The sequence below is a fragment of the Desulfogranum marinum genome (assembly GCF_963675105.2).
In the GTDB taxonomy this organism is placed as follows: domain Bacteria; phylum Desulfobacterota; class Desulfobulbia; order Desulfobulbales; family Desulfobulbaceae; genus Desulfogranum; species Desulfogranum marinum.
The window spans coordinates 2389748-2411217 of the sequence record NZ_CAXXRO010000004.1; the positions used below are offsets into that span (position 1 = coordinate 2389748).

The 21470-nt window shown below is 45.6% G+C and carries 16 protein-coding genes; 12 read left to right on the top strand and 4 right to left on the bottom strand.

Annotated elements, in window-relative coordinates:
* Positions 1–14 precede the first annotated feature (14 nt).
* Both ACHZCY_RS19260 and ACHZCY_RS19265 read left to right on the top strand, forming a co-directional pair.
* Complete coding sequence (locus ACHZCY_RS19260; protein ID WP_319550031.1) at positions 15–755, top strand: dienelactone hydrolase family protein; 741 nt, start codon at positions 15–17, stop codon at positions 753–755.
* A 283-nt stretch (positions 756–1038) separates the two neighbouring features.
* Entirely contained in the window at positions 1039–1479 is a 441-nt protein-coding gene (locus ACHZCY_RS19265) for a gamma-glutamylcyclotransferase family protein (protein ID WP_319550032.1), read from the top strand.
* A 169-nt stretch (positions 1480–1648) separates the two neighbouring features.
* On the opposite strand, the gene ACHZCY_RS19270 is transcribed toward ACHZCY_RS19265, so the two are convergent.
* The 4 genes from ACHZCY_RS19270 to ACHZCY_RS19285 form a co-directional block, all read right to left on the bottom strand.
* A complete protein-coding gene (locus tag ACHZCY_RS19270; RefSeq protein WP_319550033.1) occupies positions 1649–2191 on the bottom strand; it encodes a DUF2058 domain-containing protein in 543 nt (180 codons plus the stop codon).
* 583 nt (positions 2192–2774) lie between these two features.
* Positions 2775–3098 (bottom strand): ribosome assembly RNA-binding protein YhbY, encoded by a 324-nt coding sequence (gene yhbY / locus ACHZCY_RS19275; RefSeq protein WP_205221042.1) that lies wholly within the window; start codon positions 3096–3098, stop codon positions 2775–2777.
* A 71-nt stretch (positions 3099–3169) separates the two neighbouring features.
* Entirely contained in the window at positions 3170–4366 is a 1197-nt protein-coding gene (locus tag ACHZCY_RS19280) for a TraB/GumN family protein (protein ID WP_319550034.1), read from the bottom strand.
* 281 nt (positions 4367–4647) lie between these two features.
* Positions 4648–6345 carry a LysM peptidoglycan-binding domain-containing protein gene (locus ACHZCY_RS19285; protein ID WP_319550035.1) on the bottom strand — a complete coding sequence of 566 codons (1698 nt, stop codon included), beginning with the start codon at positions 6343–6345 and terminating at the stop codon, positions 4648–4650.
* 301 nt (positions 6346–6646) lie between these two features.
* On the opposite strand from ACHZCY_RS19285, the gene ACHZCY_RS19290 reads away from it, so the two are divergent.
* From ACHZCY_RS19290 to tatA, 10 genes are all read left to right on the top strand, one after another.
* Complete coding sequence (locus ACHZCY_RS19290) at positions 6647–10057, top strand: transglycosylase domain-containing protein (protein WP_319550036.1); 3411 nt, start codon at positions 6647–6649, stop codon at positions 10055–10057.
* A 312-nt stretch (positions 10058–10369) separates the two neighbouring features.
* On the top strand, positions 10370–12070 hold the full coding sequence (locus tag ACHZCY_RS19295) for a hypothetical protein (RefSeq protein WP_319550037.1): 1701 nt from the start codon (positions 10370–10372) through the stop codon (positions 12068–12070).
* Between the two features lie 90 nt (positions 12071–12160).
* The gene (locus ACHZCY_RS19300; RefSeq protein ID WP_319550038.1) at positions 12161–13081 is read left to right on the top strand and encodes a coiled-coil domain-containing protein; all 921 of its coding nucleotides are present in this window, start codon (positions 12161–12163) and stop codon (positions 13079–13081) included.
* A 641-nt stretch (positions 13082–13722) separates the two neighbouring features.
* Positions 13723–14316, top strand: a complete 594-nt coding sequence (locus tag ACHZCY_RS19305; RefSeq protein ID WP_319550039.1) for an alpha/beta fold hydrolase — start codon at positions 13723–13725, stop codon at positions 14314–14316.
* 28 nt (positions 14317–14344) lie between these two features.
* Positions 14345–16819, top strand: a complete 2475-nt coding sequence (locus ACHZCY_RS19310; RefSeq protein WP_319550040.1) for a DNA topoisomerase III — start codon at positions 14345–14347, stop codon at positions 16817–16819.
* A gap of 285 nt (positions 16820–17104) precedes the next feature.
* Positions 17105–17497, top strand: a complete 393-nt coding sequence (gene rsfS, locus ACHZCY_RS19315) for a ribosome silencing factor (protein WP_205221050.1) — start codon at positions 17105–17107, stop codon at positions 17495–17497.
* A gap of 134 nt (positions 17498–17631) precedes the next feature.
* Positions 17632–19023 carry a threonine synthase gene (gene thrC, locus ACHZCY_RS19320; protein WP_319550041.1) on the top strand — a complete coding sequence of 464 codons (1392 nt, stop codon included), beginning with the start codon at positions 17632–17634 and terminating at the stop codon, positions 19021–19023.
* On the top strand, positions 19020–19853 hold the full coding sequence (locus ACHZCY_RS19325; protein ID WP_319550042.1) for a purine-nucleoside phosphorylase: 834 nt from the start codon (positions 19020–19022) through the stop codon (positions 19851–19853). The genes thrC and ACHZCY_RS19325 overlap by 4 nt, the downstream gene beginning before the upstream one ends.
* Before the next feature lie 2 nt (positions 19854–19855).
* Positions 19856–21187 carry an amidohydrolase family protein gene (locus ACHZCY_RS19330; protein WP_319550043.1) on the top strand — a complete coding sequence of 444 codons (1332 nt, stop codon included), beginning with the start codon at positions 19856–19858 and terminating at the stop codon, positions 21185–21187.
* 69 nt (positions 21188–21256) lie between these two features.
* Entirely contained in the window at positions 21257–21442 is a 186-nt protein-coding gene (gene tatA, locus ACHZCY_RS19335; protein WP_205221054.1) for a twin-arginine translocase TatA/TatE family subunit, read from the top strand.
* Positions 21443–21470: the final 28 nt, after the last annotated feature.

The window sequence follows — 21470 nt, forward strand, 5'->3', positions numbered from 1 at the left end:
ATTGGAGGTGTTCTATGCGCTACTTAATGTTGATACTTATCCTTTTTCATTTTTCGTTGGCTTTTGCTGATGGACGCGATGTTGAGTACCAGGTAGGAGGCGATACTTTTGAAGGGTATTTTATTACTCAGCAATCAAGTCAACCACTGGTTCTACTCGTTCATGATTGGGATGGTGTCACCGACTACGAAAAACGACGTGCTTCCATGCTCAACGAATTAGGTTATGCTGTCTTCGCTATAGATTTATTCGGCAAGGATGTCCGACCAACTGCTGTAGCCGAAAAAAGAAAACTTACCCAGGCTCTTTATAGTGACCGCAAGCGTATGCGAAGTCTACTCAATGGTGGTTTGGCTGCTGCAAAACAACTCGGAGCTAATGTCGACAATACAGTAGTGGCTGGGTATTGTTTTGGCGGTGCTGCTGTTCTTGAGTTCGCCAGGTCTGGTGCGGATTTTAAAGGCTTTGTTACTTTTCATGGCGGGTTAACAACACCTGACGGCCAGGATTATTCTAAGGTTAAAAGTGAAATTCTCGTCCTTCACGGTACCGCAGATAAAGCAGTAAGCATGGATGATTTTGCAGAGCTTGCTCAAACCCTTGAAGAGGAAGGCGTCAAACACGAGATGATAACCTACAGCGGGGCTCCCCATGCTTTTACAGTATTTGGGTCCGACCGTTATCGTGAGGACGCGGATTTGAAATCATGGCAAAGATTTACATTGTTCTTAGACCAAAATTTGCGAAGCAACTGAGACGACAGGTTGGATATCGATTCGTGAAATAGTGCTTTTGGTGAGTTCTTGAATTGTTTGTGGCATATGGCTTTTTGAGGAGGATATCGAGGTTTTTTTTGTTATCTCTCTTGGAAAATATAACGAGTTGCGTTATGTTAAACAGTTTAAATCATCACTATTGAATCTGTGTACAAGAGATATCGAAACAGAGGCAAAGAGAAATAGTAATTCAATTTATTATTTTATCCAACAAACCATGAGAAGCGGAAACGCTCGATCTGTATAACTGGTAAGAACCGATATGGGAAAAGAAGCACTTTTTTGCTACGGCACTTTACAATCACCTCTTGTCATGAAAGCGGTTACAGGTACAGCATATGATGGAACGGAAGCAATATTGCATAACTGGGCCAGATACCGTGTTGAAAAAACAGAATACCCAGGTATCAGGGTTGAAGATGGTGGGGCTGTCTTCGGCAAACTGTATTGGGGAATCGACGAAGAAGCATTTGTTCAACTGGATGCCTTTGAAGGTGATAAGTATCAACGACTCGTTGTGCCCATAACCCTGCCTGATGGTACTGTTCAGGATGCTTGGGCATATGCCTTTAAAAACGAATATCTTAATCTTTTATCCACAGATCCGTGGGATTTTGATCGTTTCATGCAGAATGGGCTAGAGCGTTTTATCAATTGGTTTGTGGAGGATCGCCGGGATCTCTTTGATAGGGGAGATCTTTAAGAAGACGTATCGTCTGCACAGGTTAAGCTTCAAGCCACTCTTTTATCTATTAAAGGGTGGCTTTTTTTTTTGTGTTGGATGCCTGGCCCTGCTGCAGTATTTGCAGCTTTTCTGGCAAACTGAGATACCTAAAGAGACCTATCATTGGGTGAGGCGTTATACTGCACTCTTACCACATCAAGTCATCCGGCACCTGATATTGGGCATAAGGATCCTCTTCGGAAGTTGTCTTTTCAGTGCTGCTAGGTATAGATATAACGTACTTCGGATCACGGGCTTTAATCTTTTCCCCGACAGCAGTGGGGACCAATTCGTATTTTTGGTTCATTTTGACGATAACCAGCTGGCCACTGATTAATTGTTTCTGCACAGCTTCAGAAACATACAAACGGTGCACTTTGTTCCCATCACTGAAATGGTAACGTATTTCTCCTTCCTTTTCCTTGATTTTGTTCTGTTGTATGAGTTGAGCAATTTGTGCTGTGATCGCTTTCTGCTCAGCAGCTAGCTTTTGCTGTTGATTGAGTGCCCGATCCCTGGCCGTTTTTTCAGCTTGTGCTTTTTTAGCAACTTGTTGACTCTTTGTCTCTTTGGTTACATTTTTCCCTTTTTTTTGCTTACTCTGCTGGTGCTTTTCTTTTTTTACTTGTTTGGCCTTTTTTGCATCGACCAAGCCCGTCTTTTTCAGCTGATCAAATAATGTGCTGCCCATGTTGATTGCCTCGATTACTGTTTTTTTTACAATTTACGATTTTATGATTTCGAGGGTGTTTTGAAAAATCAGAAAATTCATTCAGGTTCGAGGCGCATCCAAAATTCTACCACAGGCATATAAGTGATAACGGAGTCTGCGCTTACCTCCGAGGATAAAATTTTGGATGCAACTAGGAGTTTGGGTGAATTAGCCATTTTTCAAGATAACCTTAAGAAGTAGGTTGCTCAGCACCTATGAAAAGTAACACGAACATAACTCATCTTTCCTTAAGTGCAGTTGACAAAAAAAATCCACGTGACCGATAATTGGAGTAGCAGGGAGGGAAGGCTATAAAAAAAGTGGTAACCATTTCAGTGAATAATTAAAAAACTGTCCATCTACCCTGAACCGTAACTGTTCAGCAGTGCTCCAAATGTTCACAAGCTGACCGATTAGCTATAGATCCGTATGCTGCACGGGCAGGTCGTGGAGAGTAGGAGTGCTGCTGAATAGTTATAAAAAGTGCTTGTCTGGAGAATAATTCAAAGGACCAAATCATATCAACAGAGTCGTTGAATTAGAAGGATATATATGAAGGTTGTCAGATTTTAATTTTTTTCTCTAACGGTAACTCCGGATTAGGCCTGAAAAGAAGTACCATTTTACCAATAAGCTGGACCAGATCCGCTTGGGTCGATTCGGCAAGCGCCTCTGCCGCTTCCTTTTTGGGCAGTGGGCAATTTTGGCCAAGTTTAATCTTTATTAACTCATGGGCCTGTAAAGCACTTTTAGCAGCTTGAATGAGAGTGGCTGAAATACCTTCCTTGCCTACATAAACAATAGGTTCAAGATGATGGCCAAGACCACGTAATGCTTTTCGTTGCCTGACATTTAATGTGGATTGCTTAGGATCGTTATCACTCATAGTTATTTAATATAAAAGTAAAACTTAATAAATGTTGTAAAAAACGGGACTATGTTTTGCCTGGATTCTTTTTAACTCAAGAGATTGCTGACGATACGGTATCCTCCAACCCAAGTACCAATACTTGAGCCAACGCCGGTAAGAATGAAAACCAGAAAGACTCGTAGCAGTTTGTTTTTCCACCATCCCGTTAAAGAGGAGATATCTTCGCCGACACATTCAAACTCTTTTACCACCGGTGGCTTGGTCATTATTTGAACAAAGGCACAGACATAGCCGGCACCAATCACTGGGGTGAGGCTGGTTATGGGAGCTGCCGCAAAGGCTGAAAAAATGGTTGCAGGATGGGCAAAGGCTAAAAGAGCACCGATTGAAGAAGGGATACCATTGGCCAGCACCCAATAAAGCGCATTGGCGCTGGCTTCACCTGCGCCCTGTTTGAAGCCAATCAGAAGTATGGAAAGTATAATGAGCATTGGAATAGACCAACCTATAAATTTCCATATTTTGGAAACTGGCGGGATGGTATTAATTTCTTCCATTATATGACTATTGTCTTCTTGAATAGTTTTAACTATTCCAGCGACATGTCCAGCGCCCACCACTGCAACGATTCGGTTGCCGATAGCGTCCTTAATTTTTTCGGACATGAAAATATCACGCTCATCAATAAGTGCTCGCTTGGTGTCGGGGAAGGTTTGTCCAAGTTCATCCATTAATTCGGAAAGGACGTCTTTTTTTCTCAGTTCTTTCAGTTTATCTTCATCAAGTTCCGTTTTATCAAAGAGGCTGGCCAGAAGGGTCGAAAATAAATAACTTTTTTTAAAAAAGGAGGTGGCATGCCATGCTCGGCGTAGTGTTACGCGGATGCTTCTATCGCAGAGAGCGACAGGTATCGCCGATTCTTCAGCGGCTTTTGCTGCTGTGAGCAGTTCGGTTCCAGGCATGACGCCCATCTTGCCGCCGAGTTTTTTTTGATATGACGAAAGTATCAAGTTGACCAAGAGAGTGGATAATTGTCTCTTTCGCACAACTTGTTTTAGGTCAAGGTTCTCCCAACGCTGTTTTTTGGAAAGTGCGGCGTACCTTTTTTCATCGAGTTCAATACAGACGGTGTCTGGGTTTTCTGTTTCAATAATCTGTTTGACTAGATCTGCAGATTGTTGGGAAATGTGAGCTGTCCCTACAAGGAGGACGGTCTTTTCTCCAACATGAAGAATGGTGACATCATCAGGGTAATCACCACTGGGAAAGTTTTGTGTAGTCATTGAGTCCGGCGTGGAAAGGATTTGTAGCAGGCTGTCACTGCGCAAGGGAGCCAAGTTGGTTCGCAAAAAATATAAACAGGCAGCATTATACGTGCAGCCCACACTATAAGATGATCTGCACGGAATGCAATGTTGATGCTATTGAAAGTAGAGGCATTTTGAATAATAGCTTTTCAGTCAAGCTTGGCGTTATGTCAAAAAAATATCCACGGAGGAACGCCTTAGACTCCGCAATGAATTATATGCGTTTGCTGATAATTCAAGGTACCCTTGAGAAATAGTTACCCATTTTTAATGACCAACTTGGTTCCCGGGTGAATCAGGTTGTTGGCAAGATTATTCCATTGCCGCAACTGCCTTGCTGAAACCTGAAACTTTTTAGCAATGGTCCAGAGAGAGTCACCGTTTTGAACTTTGTACCAGATGCGGTTGCCCTCTGCGTTACTGCCGGGCCATTTTTTTTGGTCGTTAAGGGTGACGATACTGCCTTTTTTCAGCTGATTTGTTAACGCCATAGAGTTGGTAAAAGAGTTCACGCCATTATCAAGAAAGAGGGCGAGATGATGGCCGGCGCGTATCTTACGCACATTTTTTATATCATTCCATTGCATGATAACCGACACAGGGACGTCATACTGTTTGGCAATTTTAGAAAGGGTCTCGCCACGTTTTAAGGTGTGGAGAATCATCTCGCCGTCTTTACCTGCAGATGCGAAGCGGCTTTCCGGGGTTTCCCCTTTAGCGAGCAATACATATTTTGTTGTCCTGTAAGGGATACGGAGACGTTGCCCGCGCTTTAAAGAGGCTGTTCTCAGGTCGTTGGCCTTGAGCAATATGGTTTTATTGATTTTGTATTTTCTACATACCCCGGTAATTGTGTCCCCTTTACCTACTTTATGCGTTTTGTAGGCGGTAGTGATCACTGGGTGGAGTCGATTAAGGTTTTGGGCAACCAGTTCTTTTGATCCTTCAGGTATTCGCAGCAGATACTCTTTTTTACCTGGAGGGGTTTGATTTTTTCGTAGCTCATTATTAAGCTTGCGTAGCTTTTCCACACTGGTTGCAGCTGTAACCGCCACTGCGGCGAGGTCGGTGGCAGGAGGGAGTTCGATAGTATCGTACTGTACCGGTTTCTTATAGGGGATGTCGGTAAAACCGTACTTTGCAGGTTCTCTGGCTATGATGATTGCTGCAATGAGTTTAGGTACATATCGCTTGGTCTCTAGTGCAAGGTATCGGTGACTGGCAAGTTGCCAGAAATCCCTGGTTTTATATTTTTTGATCGCCCTGCCGATCTTCCCTTCACCTGCGTTATAGGCTGCTACTGCCAAATACCAGTCGCCAAATTCTTTATGGAGAAAAGAGAGGTATTTTATAGCTGCCTGGGTAGATTTTTTGGGTTCTCTGCGCTCATCTACCCAGGTATCAATACGCAATCCATAATTTCTACCTGTACCGCGAATAAACTGCCATAAACCCGCAGCATGAGCATAGGAGTAAGCAGAAGGGTTGAAGCCTGATTCGATCATGGCCAGGTACACCAGGTCAAGCGGTAAACCGGCTTTTTGTAGTTCAGTCTCTATGTCGTCCTGGTATTGTGTGGACCGCGCAAGCCACCTGCTGAAGTGACGCCTTTGTTTGCCCTGGAATTGATCGAGGTAAAACTGCACCTGTTTATTAATTGTAATAGGAAAGTCGAAGGTGACTTCGTTCACAGGTTGTGGTGTGTTGTCCAGCTTGCCCGGCTCCCATGCGCCTGTTTTTTCGAGGGCGGCAAGTTCTTCTGCAAGCTGTTGTTCCGGCTCTATTTCCAGGTAAGACATTTCTTCTGCTGTCGGTGCACCGGTGTCTTCCTGGTTATGAACGCCTGATTGACGGGAGTCAGCATTGTGGAGAGGGCTGAGTGAAGAACACGCTGAAAGAAGAAAAATACAGATAGGAAAAAGGCAGTGGGTGACAACTCTGTTGGGTAAGGTCATGAAATTTAATATGTGAAGATATGCTGATATTGCTTTGGAATCATATTGTTTTATTTTTCATCAGCGGTATGATTGGGCCAAAATTGACACAATTGCGATTTTATTACCATTGTTTAAGGGCGTTTTACAAGGAAAATCTTGTGGTTAGCCACTGTTTTTCGCCTGACGCAAATCTTAAACGACATTTTTTACACAAGAGCGGTATGCTACGATGTATCTCCTTGCGTATATTTTGCCTATGCCGGGTCGGCCCTTCTCTTTCAATCACTTTTTTTGTTGATTAACTGTTATGTGGAAGTTCTTGAAATATCTTTTTTTCAGTTTGTGTATACTCGGTCTGCTTTTAGCTGGAGGTGTTGCCGGCGGATTGTATTATCTGGTGGTCGTTAACCCGGGGCCGGAAGTGGAAGAGGAATATATAGAGGAAATTCTCGGTCGTGAAAGCCCGGTTTTCTTTCGTGATGGCGAACAAAAACTAGGGGTATTGTTTCAAGATGTGCATCGCCAGTATCTGGCGTATCACGCCATTCCTCAACATTTTATCAATGCCATTGTGGCAGCTGAGGATGATGAGTTCTTTTCTCATTTTGGGGTCGACATCCCGGGAATAGTCCGAGCCATGATTGCCAATATTAAGGCCGGCAGGGTGGTACAAGGCGGGAGTACAATTACTCAACAGACAGCTAAAAATCTATTTAAACGAAAGTCCCGCAGCTACCAAGCCAAATTGAAAGAGCTGCTGTTTGCGTTGCGCCTGGAATATAAATATTCAAAGGAAAAAATCCTGGAGTTTTATAGCAACCAGTTTTTTGTCAGCGGCAATGGACATGGACTGGGGGTAGCCGCCCGCTATTATTTTAATAAGGAACCATATGCTCTTAATTTGTTAGAGTGTGCTTACATTGCAGGCAGCGTTAAGCGGCCGAACTATTACAATCCGTTTACCAAGAGGAACCAGGCAGACCCTGTAAAAGCCAGGCAAAAGGTAGATGAACGGGTAAGATATGTTTTGCAGAAGATGCTTGCTGCGCAAAAGATCACCAAGCAGGAATACGAACAGGCTATCCACAGTGATGTGGCGTTTGAACGCGGTAAGATGGCTTTTCGTTTGAATACCACCATGGATATGGTGAAAGACGGGTTGAGTACGGCCATTATCAAAGAAGCATTGGAAGACCATGGCGTATCCAATGTATCCACCTCCGGGGTCAGGGTCATCACCACTATCGATAAGCAGATTCAGGAGCAGACTTTGTACGCTCTGAGGCGTCAGTTGTCTTTGCTTGACGTCCGACTGCGAGGCTACAACAGAGAGGAGGTGCAGCAGGAATATCGTGAACTGGAGTATGCCGGAGATACAGAGTTGCTACCTGGTGCATTTGCGTTTGGGGTTATTGATGAAGTCCGTGAAAATAAATCAACAGGATTTTACGCCGGTATCGATATTGGTGAAGGTAAGGCAACTGTCGTCTTGGATGAGGCTGGTCTTAAAAGAATGATAGCGGCCTTGGCCAAGTTTAATAAGAATCGCTGGTCTGAACCTGATAATAAGGATCGCCGTAAGCTGATAAAACAGCTGCAACCTGGAGACGTTGTGTATGTCAGTATCAGGCCGTCCGAAGGAGAGGGGCCGTTGCGGGGAGATCTTGAGCGTTATCCGAAGGTCGAAGGCGGCGTTATGGCCTTGCAACAAGGAGCTGTAAGGGCGATGGCTGGTGGTATGACTGATCGTTATTTCAATCGAGCCATTGATGCGAAACGATTAATGGGGTCTACCTTTAAACCATTTCTTTTTGCCGCTGCGCTGCAGCTCGGGTGGAGCCCTGTTGACATGCTTTCCAATCAACGGGATGTGTTTGTGTTCATGAACAGACCTTATTTCCCCAGACCTGATCATAACAGTCCCCATGATGTTGTCTCTATGAGCTGGGCTGGAGTAGAATCTGAAAATCTTGCGGCCGTGTGGCTCCTGTATCATCTTACTGACCACCTGTCACCGTTGCACTTACGCGAGGTTGCCAAACAGGTGGAAATGGCTCCCATGGCCAATGACGGCGTCGTCGAAAATTATCAGCATTTTAAGCAGCGGATAAGAGATGATTTTGGGATTGTGGTTAACGGTAACGTGCTTAAGGAAGCGGCCTTTGATAAAGCCAGAAAGAATCTTCGCGCAGATTTTTTATTCGACAACCGGTTTGATGAATACAAGCTGGTTGAACAATTAGACTATGGTCTTTATTATGATCGCTTCAGGGAGCAGATCAAAGAGTTGCTGCAGGATAAGTCACTTTCATCGTACACACGAAAAGACCTCCATTTACAGCGGGGTCTGTTGGATGATACTTATTTAAGCCTTGCCGGAACTATCGACCAACTGAACGTATATCGTCGTTATGTAGAAGCTGAAGCGCGGCAAGGCGCTAATTGGTTTGGGGGCACACTTGCCGGCGATTTTCAGATGCCTTCGGGCTTTTTAGTACAGGATCAAAACGGTGGGGTACACTATACATCCGGTCACCGCGATCTGAAAGACCGTCAGTGGACCCGGTGGCCGATTGAGCAGGTGATAAGTTTCTTGCAGACTTTAAACGCAAGCCAGCTCGACATTTTTTGGGAAGGCGTTCACTTGGAGGGGAGCGTCACTGTAGGATCCTATAAGCAGTTGCAGGAACAGATTACGATCGAAGAAAATACGTTATTCGCCCTTCGTCCATATTCTCTGGAAGTTTTGACCGAGGTTCGTGATTACAGGATTATGCTCGGTCTCCAGTATCTTGTCCGGTTGGGTTATGCATGCGGGATTGAAAGCAAACTGGAACCTGTGCTCTCTTTTCCACTGGGATCGAATGTGGTTTCCTTGCTGGAAATAACCAGAATGTACGAAGCACTCGTTACCGGGAATAATTTTGTTGTTGCAGGACAAAATGGTGAACGTATCAGTGATGAGGATTCAACTGCAGATAGAAACGGCCTGGCAATTATCGAAAGGATAGAGGCTCCGGACGGAGAAGTTATTTATCAACAGACAGTGAATGCTCAACGAGTTTTTGATCAAGCGACGGTTGCAGCGGTTGGTAATATTCTGGAAAACACCGTGCTCCACGGAACCGGAAAGTATGCCCACAAGACGGTTCGGCTGCACAGTAACAATCCCGATCGTGAACAAGAGTTGGCAGATTTTAATCTGCCGGTACCGTTGCTGGGGAAAACCGGGACTGCAAACAGGTATCGTAATGCCTCCTTTCTTGGGCATGTTCCAGTTTTGGGCGAGAGTAATGAATCGTTTATGAGCGTAGACAACGGATATACTGTGGGGGTGTATGTCGGGTACGATAACAATGCACCCATGATCAAAGGGACGACCAGGATTACAGGCGGGCAGGGGGCGTTGCCGGTCTGGAGTAAGGTGGCGGAAACACTGCTGCAAAGCGAAAATGTCGGAGAACGACTGGACGTGGTAGACCTGGCTTTTAATGGCCTGGTGTTGCAGTATCCTGATGTGGGGCAGCTTTTTCTCCCTGTCGAGCCGGATAAAGGGGGGCGGTTGAAGAAAGGGGGCGGTGGCAAGCAGCAGACAACCCCACCATCCTTTCCCTGTAGCCTGGGATTCGGACACTTTTTACAAAATGAGCATTTTGAGCCGGTCCGTAATTTCCATCCGTTTTGGGACTACAAATCTGATGATCGGAAGCAACAGCTAGAATCCAACTAAGAATATATTCCTTTTTCCGGGAGTGGTCGGCTGATTATACTATCGCAAGACAGGCGAGGCCCTGTCCCTTGTGCAAATACAGGATTTTCGATGTTTCTGCAGAAAGCGATTGTCCGTCACCGTTTTATTTGATATCCTTTCCAATATTTTGCCTTGCACACTCTAACTGATCGTTTACGCTGAAAATGTATACAATCAAACTTGAGTGTCGGGCAGGTATAAATATGTTTTCAGGTTGTGGATAAGGTGATTCATGGTGTACTGGGGATATATCCGACAATAAACAAGGCAATGATAGGAAAATAATCCGGCATGGGATGTAAGTGGCCTAATAAAATCGTGTGGTGCCTGGTGTTGATGCTGAGTGGCTGTGTGGCACAGAAACAGGTAATTGATCCTTATTCTGCAAAGCAACAGCGTGACGACATCAGTGCGCGTCAGGGGGGGGAGGCTGAAGTGGAATCTTTGAGCCGGGATATGCAGGAACCAGCTGTCCTCCCTGTCAAAGACTTGCTGATGCCGACCCTGACCTTGATCAATGATCGTATCTATGCTTATGAACAAAAGCTAGAGGTATTAAGAGAACTGCAGGCACAGACTATATCCAGCCCTTCTTCTCAGGAAACGCTGAACGTCATGAGCGATTGCCGGGCACAGTTGCAGAGTGTGCTTGTCGAGTACAATGCCTTGAATCAGCGATTGCTGCAAAAGACAGACTTACAGGCGGCGCAGTTGCTGGCGGCCGATTCTCTTTTGCAGATAAGTGAAAAGGATATCAATTATCTGGAAAGTAGTTGTCAAAGCCTGATGGCGGCCCCTTTGGTTTCCCAACAACAGCTACCTGTCCAGGCTAAGAGCCTGCATGCGGAAGAGCAATTATTGAAAGCTGCTTCGGCAGTAGACGATTATGCAACGGTCATTAGTCATTATGAGCAACTTCCCCTTGAAGCTGGTCAGTTACCTTCCTTTGATACCACTTTTTTATATGGTCAGGCATTACTCAAAACAAGCCGCGAGCCGGAGGCGAGAAAAGTTTTTACTGACCTGTTGAGCGTTATCCGCAAACAAGACCAGGCACAGTGGGAATTTCGTTTGATGCAGCTTATTGGAGATCTTGAATTCGGGCTTGAAATTTTTGATGGTGCAAAAGACAGGTACAAAGAACTGGCTGTTATTTACGAAGGGTTGTCCAGTAAAAATGAATGGGCACTGCAGCAGTTGTCGGCTCTGGACAGGAATGTGTATCAGAGTGATGAAGTGAGGTCGTATGCACAGTTGCTTAAAGCCTATTTGGGGTATAACCCGGATCGTGATGGATATGGAGTAGTGGAACAGGCGAAAAAGTATATTGCCGAATATCCTTATTCACCAGTTGCTTCCAATGCAGATTTGGTTCTGGAAAGAGCAAATGAAGAGGCCGATGCCTGGTTAAAGTCGGTTCTTGCCAGAATAGACAGCTTGGTTGAAGAGAAAAAATTTCAGGAAGCGCTTTTGTTGGTTGAACGTGTTCCGCGCGATATTCTTCCGGTTGAAAAACAGGAAATGCTGCGCCGGAAAAATGATCAGCTGTTGACTGCAGAATCCATTTCCATTGAAACAAGTCGGTTGGTTCAGGAGCAGGAACTCCAGGAAGAGTGGAATCAGGGGATGCTTCTGCTCGAAGCGCGGGAATATGATCAGGCCATCGAGGTTTTCACGAGCCTGATGGCCTCATCGTACGCTGTTAAAGCGCGTGAACGTATAGATCAGGCTGCCAAACTCGCAGCCAAGGAAGATCGCCAACGGGCAGCTGAAATTTTCATGCGCGCAAACCGTACAGGTGACCGTGAGAGTAAAATAAAATTGCTTTTTGCCTCAAGGAAATTACTGCAGGATATATTAATTAAATATCCACAATCCGGGTTGAGTGATAAGGTAAATCGAAACCTGGTAAGAATAGAGGAAGAGATAAACCGTATAGACCCCACCTTGTTGACAACACCTGTAACCGTAGGTGAGGGTATTACGCCTTAAGACCTGTTAATGCAATAGAAGAAAAGTTAATTGAGTAGCTTGATATACTCAACACCATAGACCGTAACTATTTATAGGAGTATGAAGATTATGGAGAAGAACAGGAATTTGATCATTGGGGGGTTAATTGTATTACTGGTCATTTGCTCTATCTGGGGATCAGTGAGCAATCGAGCAGCCAAGTCGTTGCAACTTGATTTGACTGCCGTTACTGCCGAATTAGATGCTTTGAAAGCTGAAAAGCCGGCTGTTCCGGCTGAGCCTACAATTGTTACAGTCGAGGATCCTCGTGTTAAAGAGCTGGAAGCACAAATTGCAGCATTGCAAGAGAAGAAGCATGCAAAAGGTAGCCAGGCAAAGCAGCTTGAAAACGCCAGAAAAGAACTTGTACAGATCCGTAAAGCCAATAAGCGGTTTGAGGCGCAGATTGCCCAGCAGAATGCAGTAATAAAAAACCTGCAGGATGCAGCGGGTGCAAATAAGAAGCAGGATGAGGCAGCTGTCGAACAAGCAAACGCCTTACGTCAGGAACTGGCCAAATTACAAGATGCAAACGCTGTTGCTGGTCAAAAAATAGAAGAGCTCGTTGCTAACAACGAGAAGACTGTTCAGGAAAAAGAAAAACTGCAGGCAGACATCGTAAAACTGCAGGCTGAAATCAGTGCTGCACAAGAGGTAATAGCTGCAAGCCAAGAGAGGGAAACTGTAGCTGCTGAAGAAGAAAAAGAGCAGGTAGCAAAGCTTACCATAGATATGGAAATGGCCATGGCCCAGATCGTTGGTCTTGAAAATATAGTTGAAGAAAAGAATGCAGCCCTGGAAGAGACCAGTCGTGAGTTGGATCGGATAAAAATCAACATGGATGTTTTGCTCGGCAAAATTGCTGATCAACAGGATGTTCTGCAAGAATTGGAACAAGAAAATAATGAACTTGTACAGGATTTAACCGATAAGAACGAACAGCTTGCTGATTTGCAAGATCAATTGCAGCAGACCCCCCTTCAAGATTAATAGCTAATCTTTTAAGATTTTTTAGGGAGCGACTTATGGTCGCTCCTTTTTTTATGTATGCGGGGCACTTCCCGGTCGTCCAGGTCGTAGGCGGTTGACGTGGCAATTTTTGTATGAAAGCCGGTGCTGATTGTGTGTACTTTTCAACATTTTTTGCATTAGGCGAAATCACAGGTTGCTACTGCTTTGCGCAATGTTCTCCAACGCTCCGTTTGTCAGGCATCTTTTTTTCAGTATTTTGGTAATGCATACAATCTATTACCTGGAGTCTTGCTTACCGTCGATCTGAGAATTTTGAGCGTAACGAGGTAAGCGCAACCAGCAGGCAAATGAGGCTCAATGGCAATTATTCAAGACACCTTTGCTTTTCATGTCTCATGCTTGTTTTCGCTGGTATTCAGCCTCCTTTAGATCTACTTGATGGCCATCGTATAAAACTTTTTGCCTTGCGATTTTCTCTTCCTGTATGCGTGTGTTGTAACGTCGCCGACGTAGAAGGAAGAATCTATTTTTGTGGGTTTATCAACATCGTTGATTGATCCTTGGACATTGACAAAGAGCCGGATGTCGCTTACTTCTTTGGCAGTCGTTGCGGAAAAATTGCTGAGCCTATTTACTTGTACTTTGCAGAGGATTTTTTCATGTCGCATATTATCAGTAATATCGTAAATGTAGATGGTTGTACCTTGCACTATCTTGAGGCTGGCGAACGTGGACAAAAAACCATTGTGCTGCTGCACGGGATGAAGTTCAAGGCAGAGACCTGGCAGGAGCTGGGTACCATGGACTTTCTCGCGAACCAGGGCTTTAGAGTAGTGGCCGTGGATATGCCGGGCTTTGGGCAGAGTCCTGAGTGCGAAAAGACGCCTGTTGAAATGCTGCATGCTTTTCTCGATGTAATGTCGCTCTCACAGGTAACCTTGATTGGCCCCTCCATGGGAGGAAAAATAGCCATAGAATTTGCAATTGCTCATGGGGCAGGTCTCTCGGCATTAGTTCTTGTCGGTGCTGTGGGGGTTGAAGAAAATAGATCCGGGCTTGCCCGGGTACAGGTACCGACGCTTATCGTTTGGGGTGGGGAGGATGCTGTTTCTCCTCTAGCTATGAGCGATATACTTGTTGAAGAACTTGCCGACAACCGGCGAGTTATTTTGGATGGCGCCCCCCATCCCTGTTATCTTGATCAACCTAATCAATGGCATGATGCATTGAAGAAATTTTTATTAAACAAATAATTTACTCTATCCGCTTTGAGCTGACCTAATGGATAAAACCCTAATTATTGCAGAAAAACCGAGCGTCGCCGCAGATATCGTCAAGGCACTTCCCGGTAAATTCACCAAGTCAAAAACGCATTTTGAAAGCAATGATTATATTGTTTCTTATGCCATTGGTCATTTGGTGTCCATAGCCTACCCAGAAGAAATTAATCCTGATTTTCAGAAGTGGACTTTGGATAACCTTCCCATTCTTCCCCATGAATTTCCACTTAAGGTTCTACCTGGGACTAAAGCTCAGTACAATGCACTGAGTAAATTGATCAGAAGACGCGATGTCTCGGTTATCGTTAATGGATGTGATGCCGGCCGGGAAGGTGAACTTATTTTCAAGTATATCCTCAAGCAGTCCTGGACCAATTCAGTCAAAGCCAAACAGATTCGTCGACTTTGGTTACGGTCCATGACCCAGGATGCTATTCGAGATGGAATTGCACATCTGCGTAGTGACGAAGAAATGCATCCTCTTGAAGATACTGCGCTTTGTCGTTCGGAAGCGGATTGGCTTATAGGCATAAACGCTACCAGAGCATTGACGTGCTATAATTCGCGCTTTGGTGGATTTAGAAAAACACCCTGCGGCAGGGTGCAAACCCCGACCCTCTCATTGCTGGTGAAGCGTGAAGCGGAGCGGCGTGCATTTGTTCCCACTACTTATTGGGAATTGCGCGGAAGTTTTGTCTGTGAAGATGTTACATATGAGGGCATCTGGATAGACCCCGATTTTAAAAAGGGTGAGAGTCAACCCCATGGACGACAAAGTCGTATCTGGGATGTCCAAAAGGGTGAAGATATTATCGCCCTTTGTAAAGGGAAACCGGCAGTTATTGAAGAGACAAGCAAGCAGTCAACCAAAGGAGCTCCACCTCTTTATGATTTAACCCTCCTGCAAAGGGAGGCCAACAGCCGATTTGGTTTTAGTGCAAAGAATACGCTTGGCCTGGCCCAAGCTTTGTATGAAAAACATAAGCTGATCACCTACCCTCGGACAGACAGCCGTTGCCTGCCGGAGGACTATCTTCCCACTGTCAAAAACGTTGTGGTTGCGCAGCAACAATGGCAATTTGGTAAATTTGCTCGTGAGGCTATTGAGCAAAAATATCTGAAAAAAAATAAGCGAATTTTTAATGACAAAAAAATCAGCGATCACTTTGCCATTATTCCCACCACCGGTTTGGCCAAAACCCTGACAGAGCCGGAGCTGAAGATTTACCAGATGATCGTGCAGCGTTTTCTGGCTGTTTTTTTCCCTCCTGCTGTGTATCACAATACAAGAAGACTTTCCATCGTCGAGGGGGAGACGTTTCTCACTGAAGGGAAAATTTTGGTTAAACCAGGTTGGCGCGCTATTTATGGCGTAGGCAGTACCGGAGGTGAAGGGAATGAATTGCAGACCATTCCAGACGTTGAGGCAGTACACTGTCAGGAGGTGACTGCAGAGAAGAATGAAACCAAGCCACCACCACGTTTTTCAGAAGCAACGCTGCTTTCAGCCATGGAAAACTCAGGCAAATTGGTGGATGACGAAGAACTGGCTGAAGCCATGAAAGAAAGGGGATTGGGGACGCCGGCAACCAGAGCAGCAATTATTGAAAAACTGCTCAATGAAAAATATATTGTCCGCGAACAGCGGGAGCTGGTACCCACCGGAAAAGCGGTTGAACTACTCTCCCTCCTTGAAGCCAGAAATATTGATGTTTTGGCTTCACCGGAACTTACCGGGGAATGGGAGTACAAGCTCAACCGAATCCTTAAAGGCGACATGACCCGCGAACAGTTTATGCAGGAAATCCGAGATATTACCAGTACCATCGTGGAAAAAGTAAAATCCGGTGAAGAAAGCAATATCCGTGAAGCATCGTTTTCTCCGGTAGACGGACGCCGTTTTTTTGAAAATGCAACAGCGTTTGAAGCAGAAGATAAAAAACTGGTTATTCGTAAAGTTCTCGGTGGTCGGGTAATGAGTGAAGAGGAGATTGTTGCTCTTATCCAAGGGAAAACAATTGGCCCCTTTGACGATTTCCGGTCGAAAAAAGGAAAACCATTTGCCGCAGCAGTACGGATTGCCAATTCAAAGGTGGAGTTTCTCTTTGCAGACTCAACTGAAGATCTTGATCTGGCAGAGATTACAGCGCAAGAACCTCTAGGGATTTCACCCGTTGACCAAACCAGAGTGTTTGAAACGCCTGTCGGCTTTTTATCGGAGTCTGCCCTGGAGGGCGATAAAAAGAAAGGCTTGCGCATATCCAAGATGATTTTGGGACGCAGACTTGATGCGGATCATATTAAACAATTGCTTACCAATGGTAAAACGGAGCTCATCACCGGATTTATTTCTAAAAAGAAACGACCGTTTGATGCTTTTCTTCTGCTTGATAACAAGGGGAAAATAAGTTTTGAGTTTCCTCCGAGAAAAAAGCGTACTCGCAAGGGGAGCTCTGAAACCAGTCAAGCCGAGTAGATAAGTGTTTGTGCCGGCAAGGGTATGCATGAATGCATGTAATACCATTAGCAATGCAGCACTAAAACAGGCTGTCCTTATGCTGTGGCAATGTGCCGGGACTGACCAAAAGAACATCTAGCCGGAATAAGGTCTTTTTTTGCACAGGCCTTATTTTCAGAAGTCAGTCATATGGCTGTGTTTTATTTTCTGAAAATGCCTTGATTTGAGAAAAAACAGGACCCAACAGGCTCCTGTACAATACATAATAAACGAGCTGGAAAGGTTCCGGCTCCACGAGGAAAAATGAGAGAGTTAAAAAAAGGATACCAGGAAAAGGGTGGGGAAGAATTAGCTGTTACCGCTGCCCGTATTGCTTCAGATGCCAAGGCCGAGGATATAGTAGTTCTCGATGTTCGTGGGTTATCGTCTTTCACTGATTATTTTGTGATCATGAGTGGTCGCTCAACCCGTCATGTTCAAGGCTTGGCTGAAGCCATTGAACGTGAACTTCGCTCTAAACGGGTGAGCACGAAACATAGTGAAGGGTTACGTGAGGGGCAATGGGTGCTGCTTGATTTCGGTGATATGGTTGCGCACATTTTTTATAAGGAAAGCAGACAGTTTTATGACCTTGAAGGCCTGTGGCATGATGCAGTGCGGATCGATGTCGATCAACTACTGGAAAATCTCCAGTAAAAGGGCATCAACCGGCGGTATCATTTTTTCGATGTGATATGGCAACGGAGATGCATATTGTTTTGTAATTATTTGCAGGTAAACAGCTTTGAAGAAGCAGTTCTTTACAGGGCCTATCGATAGAGGACAGTGAGATGCAATATATAAGCACGCGAGGTGAGGTTGATCCCATAGGATTTCGGGATGCGGTGATGATGGGGCTTGCCAGAGATGGCGGCTTGCTGCTTCCTCAGTTCCTCCCCACTATAGCAGAAGCGAAACTGGAGCAGTGGCAGAACCTGACCTATCAACAGCTTGCGGTTGAGGTTTTGTCTCTTTTTATTGACGATATTCCAAGGCTGGAACTGGAGGAGATGGTTGACCGCTCCTATGCCGCCTTTTCGCACCCGCAGGTTACACCGATAACCAAGAGGGGCGGCCTGTATATTCTGGAGTTGTTTCATGGCCCGACTCTTGCTTTTAAAGACGTGGCCCTGCAATTGCTGGGTAACCTGTTTGAATATCAGCTTGGACGTATTAACGGTCAGATGAACATTCTGGGGGCCACCTCAGGGGATACGGGCAGTGCTGCAATTGCCGGTGTTCGCGGCAAAAAGGGGATCAATATTTTCATTCTCCATCCCCATGAGCGGACAAGTCCTATCCAGGCTCTGCAGATGACCACTGTGCTTGATCCAAATGTGTTTAACATGGCTGTTCGCGGTACTTTTGATGATGCCCAGGCCATGGTGAAAACCCTTTTTAACGATCTTGCCTTTAAAGATGCCTATCACCTTGGGGCTATTAACTCCATTAACTGGGCCAGGGTACTCGCTCAGGTGGTCTATTACATTTATGCTTTTTTAAAATTACTGAAGCGCGGGGAAAGCAGTGTCGATTTTTCGGTGCCCACCGGTAACTTCGGCGATATTTTTGCAGGTTATGTGGCGAAACGGCTATTGCCCAAAGGGTGCATCAATGCGCTTATCCTTGCGACCAATGCCAATAATCTTTTAACTCGTTTTGTTACAGGGGGAGATTATTCAAAAGGAAGTGTCGTTGCCACCAGTAGTCCTTCGATGGATATCCAGATAGCCTCTAATTTTGAGAGGTACCTCTATTACTTAAGAGATGAAAACGGCCGACAAGTCAAGCAGGATATGGCTGATTTTGCAGACACAGGTGCCTTGGATTTAAGTGGTTTGAAGAGCCAGGTGAACCAGGATTTTCTTTCCCGCTCTGTTTCCGAGGAGGAGACCTTGGCTATGATCAGGGATTTTCACAACCAGGAACAGTACCTCCTTGACCCTCATACGGCTGTAGGCGTGAAGGCTGCATTGGAATGCGCAGATAACAAGCGACCTGTGGTCTGTCTTGCCACCGCTCATCCCGCAAAATTTGGTGCTGCAGTGATGGCAGCTATCGGAGAGGAGCCGCAATTACCGCCGGCATTGGCTGATTTAGTCGGTAAAGAAAGCCGATGTGAGATTATTGATGCTGATCCGGAGCTTGTCCGTTCCTATATCAAGCAGAATGGGCTCCAATGATTGGTATGGATCAGTACCGGCAGCAGGTAGAGGAAGCAGTTGCTTTTCTTCGGCAGCGGCTGCCGCGCATGCCGGAGGTTATTATCCAGTTGGGAACCGGATTAAGCGGACTTGTACCGGCCATGGATGATGTGGTCGATTTTCCCTACGAAGAGCTGCCCCATTTCCCGCGTTCAACGGTTGCCACCCACGCAGGTAATCTGATCTGTGGTCGACTTGGTGGGCAGGACGTCGCCATACTCCAGGGTAGATTTCATTATTATGAAGGGTACTCCACCAAAGAGGTGACCTTTCCCGTCCGCGTTCTTTCTCAGCTTGGCGCCCGTATGGCCCTGATTACCAATGCCAGCGGAGGATTGAACAGTACATATAAGCCTGGGACGATCATGATTATGGCAGATCATATCAATCTCCTTCCTGAAAATCCCCTGCGTGGACCTAATATTGATCACTGGGGGGAGCGATTTCCTGATCTTTCCTGCCCCTATGCTCCCGCCTTGCAGCAGAAAGCATTGGCTGCTGCAGCTGCAACTGATATTGGCGATGTCTGTACGGGAACCTACATATGCATCCCTGGACCCAGCTTGGAGACTCCGGCTGAAACTCGTTATTTGAAGATGATCGGTGCCGATGCCGTTGGCATGTCTTCTGTGCCGGAGGTAATTGTTGCCCTTCATGCGGGGATGGAGGTTCTTGGGCTGTCTGTGGTTGCCAATGTCAATGATCCTGATAATTTTCAACCAATACTGCTGGACGATATTGTGGAGGCCGCTGAAAAGGCAGGTCCTCGGTTACGAACGTTGCTGGTTTCTTTTTTGTCGGAGCTCTGAGGATGAACAAAAAAACTGTAGATTTGATTCTGAGTGGTCGCTACCTGCTGACCCTGGATAAGAAGGATACTATTGTTGGACAAGGAGCACTGGCGATCAACGATGGGGTCATCGTCGCCCGAGGAAAGACCGAGGAAATCGGTGCAACCTACAGAGCCAGGCAGATCATAGCTGAAGAGCATGGGTTGATAATGCCCGGTCTCGTCAATACCCATACCCATGCTGCCATGTCTTGCTTCAGGGGACTCGCAGATGATTTACCGCTCATGCAGTGGCTCCAGGAGTATATCTTTCCTGTTGAGGCTACCCTGTCTGGTGATATGGTGTACAGTGCCACCTTGCTCTCATTGTGTGAAATGATCAAGTCCGGGACTACTTCTTTTTGCGATATGTATCTTTTTGCCGCCGATGTGTGTCGTGCTGTGGAGCAGTCAGGTATGCGTGCCTGGTTAGGAGAGGTACTGTATGATTTCCCTTCACCAAATTATGGTGAACTTGCAAACGGTTTTGCCTACACCCAAGAGCTGCTTGCACAGTACCGTAATCATGATTTGATCCGGATAACCATCGATCCTCATGCTGTGTATACATGTTCCCCTGAATTGCTGGTGCGTTTGGGCAACATGGCCAGAGACAATGATCTCCTGTACCATGTCCATCTTGCTGAAAACAGTGATGAGGTTAATACCTGTAAAGAACGTTACGGGTGTTCGCCTGTCCAGCACTTGGAAAAACTTGGTCTTTTAGACGAACACGTAGTGGCTGCTCACTGCGTGATGGTAACGGATGATGAAATTGAGCTTATGGCAGAAAGAGGAGTGAAGGTCGCCCACTGTCCGGAATCGAACCTGAAGTTAGCATCAGGTGTTGCGCCTGTACCAAAACTCATCGATCAAGGAGTTACTGTGGGTATCGGTACCGATGGTGCCGCTTCCAATAACGATGTTGATATGTTTGGTGAGATGAATACAGCTGCCAAGGTACACAAAGTCACCTCTATGGATCCCACAACCATGGATGCTGTTTCGACTCTTCGAGCCGGTACCATGGGGGGGGCCGCGGTGCTTGGTGCAGACAAGGTGATTGGATCACTTGAGGTTGGGAAAAAAGCTGACTGCATTGTCATTGACCTTGATCAGCCCCATCTGACTCCTCTGTATAACCCTGTTTCCCATCTTGTGTATGCGGCCAGAGGCGGCGATGTTATTCATTCTGTTATCAACGGCAGGGTAGTGATGGAAGACCGTCAATTGCTCACTCTCGATGAAAATGCTATTATACGAAAAATACAGGAAATGGCGTTGGGAATCAGCAAGCAAAGGAATGTCGGTTGACAGTGTATAGCTTGAAATGCTATTGTTGTCGGATTTAACAGTAAAGTAAACTTCAAAGAGGTAGCCCCTATGTTCGGTCTTGGAATGCCCGAATTGATAATTATTCTTGTCATTATCGTTATCATTTTTGGTGCAGGTAAACTGCCTGAAATTGGAAGTGGAATAGGCAAGGGCATTAAAAATTTTAAAGATGCCACCAAGCAGGAAAAAGAATCAAAATCCATTGAAGAAGATAAAAAAGATCCTGAAGCGTAAGTAGATGAGTTTGTAACTGCTTGTTTTA

Bases quoted from the DNA above. Each gene is read 5' to 3' on its own strand.
- yhbY (WP_205221042.1), bottom strand. From the start codon at position 3,098: ATGAGTGATAACGATCCTAAGCAATCCACATTAAATGTCAGGCAACGA.
- ACHZCY_RS19285 (WP_319550035.1), bottom strand. From the start codon at position 6,345: ATGACCTTACCCAACAGAGTTGTCACCCACTGCCTTTTTCCTATCTGT.
- ACHZCY_RS19325 (WP_319550042.1), top strand. From the start codon at position 19,020: ATGATTGGTATGGATCAGTACCGGCAGCAGGTAGAGGAAGCAGTTGCT.
- ACHZCY_RS19330 (WP_319550043.1), top strand. From the start codon at position 19,856: ATGAACAAAAAAACTGTAGATTTGATTCTGAGTGGTCGCTACCTGCTG.
- rsfS (WP_205221050.1), top strand. From the start codon at position 17,105: ATGAGAGAGTTAAAAAAAGGATACCAGGAAAAGGGTGGGGAAGAATTA.
- ACHZCY_RS19295 (WP_319550037.1), top strand. From the start codon at position 10,370: ATGGGATGTAAGTGGCCTAATAAAATCGTGTGGTGCCTGGTGTTGATG.
- ACHZCY_RS19305 (WP_319550039.1), top strand. From the start codon at position 13,723: ATGTCGCATATTATCAGTAATATCGTAAATGTAGATGGTTGTACCTTG.
- ACHZCY_RS19310 (WP_319550040.1), top strand. From the start codon at position 14,345: ATGGATAAAACCCTAATTATTGCAGAAAAACCGAGCGTCGCCGCAGAT.
- thrC (WP_319550041.1), top strand. From the start codon at position 17,632: ATGCAATATATAAGCACGCGAGGTGAGGTTGATCCCATAGGATTTCGG.
- ACHZCY_RS19265 (WP_319550032.1), top strand. From the start codon at position 1,039: ATGGGAAAAGAAGCACTTTTTTGCTACGGCACTTTACAATCACCTCTT.
- ACHZCY_RS19300 (WP_319550038.1), top strand. From the start codon at position 12,161: ATGGAGAAGAACAGGAATTTGATCATTGGGGGGTTAATTGTATTACTG.
- ACHZCY_RS19280 (WP_319550034.1), bottom strand. From the start codon at position 4,366: ATGACTACACAAAACTTTCCCAGTGGTGATTACCCTGATGATGTCACC.
- tatA (WP_205221054.1), top strand. From the start codon at position 21,257: ATGTTCGGTCTTGGAATGCCCGAATTGATAATTATTCTTGTCATTATC.
- ACHZCY_RS19260 (WP_319550031.1), top strand. From the start codon at position 15: ATGCGCTACTTAATGTTGATACTTATCCTTTTTCATTTTTCGTTGGCT.
- ACHZCY_RS19270 (WP_319550033.1), bottom strand. From the start codon at position 2,191: ATGGGCAGCACATTATTTGATCAGCTGAAAAAGACGGGCTTGGTCGAT.